The sequence below is a fragment of the Intrasporangium chromatireducens Q5-1 genome, from assembly GCF_000576575.1.
GTDB lineage: Bacteria > Actinomycetota > Actinomycetes > Actinomycetales > Dermatophilaceae > Intrasporangium_A > Intrasporangium_A chromatireducens.
On record NZ_AWQS01000489.1, the window covers coordinates 1 to 1,165 of the forward strand.

Here is a 1,165-nt window from a genome sequence, read left to right on the forward strand (position 1 = left end):
GGGCCGAACCGGTAACTCTCATTAGGGCGCCCTGGCGGCGCTGGCCGCGTCCAAACCGGGTGTCGCCTCCCGCCCTCGGGACTACGAGCTGGAGGCGGCCAAGGCTGAGGTCGCTCGCCTCTCGGAGGCCCTCAAGGAGATGGCCGTGCGGCTGACGCTGGTCGAGGGAAAAGACGGCTGGGGCTAAGTGGCCGGGTCCCAGTGCGAGTCCCGGCGGCCACCAAGTCCGAGTTGCTCGACCTGCTCGATGCCGCGCTCGAGGCGGGGTGGACACTGCGCTCGGCGTGCCGGGCGCTCGAACTGCCCGAGCGGCGGGCGCGGCGCTGGCTACGCCGCCGCGAGGTCGGCCGGCTCACCGATGCCACGCCCGGCGGTGGACCGGTACACGGCATCCTGGACGAGGAGCGCGAGGCGATCCTGGCCCTGTTCGAGCAGTGGGGCGAGCTCGACCGGTCGCATCGCCGGCTGGCGCACCGCGGCTCCTATCTCGGCTTGTTCTGGGTGTCGCCATCGACCGTGCGCCGAGTGCTTGTCTTGGCAGACAAGCACTTTCGCCCGCTGCCGCGCCCACCCAAGGGTGAACGTCGCCCGTTCCCCGAGTGGGCCGACTATGCGCCCAACTCGATCTGGATCTACGACTCGACCCACCTCACCAGGTGCGGGATGACCGTGCTGATCATCGAGGACCTCGTCTCACGCAAGTGGGTCCACCACGTGGTGTCGGTCGAGGAGACCCACACCCAGGTCCAGCTCGCCTTCACCCAGGCACTGCAGGCCGAGGGCCTCTACGATGCCGCCCTCGAGCGGGCCCAGGCCCTGACCGAGGCGGGCCTGCTCGACCCCGACCACGACGACGGGGCCTCCCCGATCCTGCTGGCCGTCTCGGACAACGGTTCCCAGATGATCGCCCGCGACACCCGCAAGTTCATGGCCATGCTCGCCATCGCGCAACACTTCGGTCGCCCGTCCACCCCGACCGACCAGGCCTGGATCGAGTCGCTCAACGGCACCATCAAGCTCGAGTGGCCGCACCTGCTGCAGATCGACGACCCGGCCGTGTTGCGCGCCGAACTCGACCTCGTCCGGGCCCAGTACAACAGCGTCCGGCTCCATTCCGGGATCGGCTACGTGACGCCCGACGACGAACACGAAGGACGCGGCGAGG

1 protein-coding gene is annotated in these 1,165 nt (G+C 69.7%); it reads left to right on the top strand.

Annotation, left to right across the window (positions count from 1 at the left end):
• Positions 1–201: 201 nt before the first annotated feature.
• Positions 202–1,165 (top strand): IS3 family transposase (locus tag N864_RS22420; RefSeq protein ID WP_051518947.1); only part of this gene is annotated, 964 nt, incomplete at its 3' end.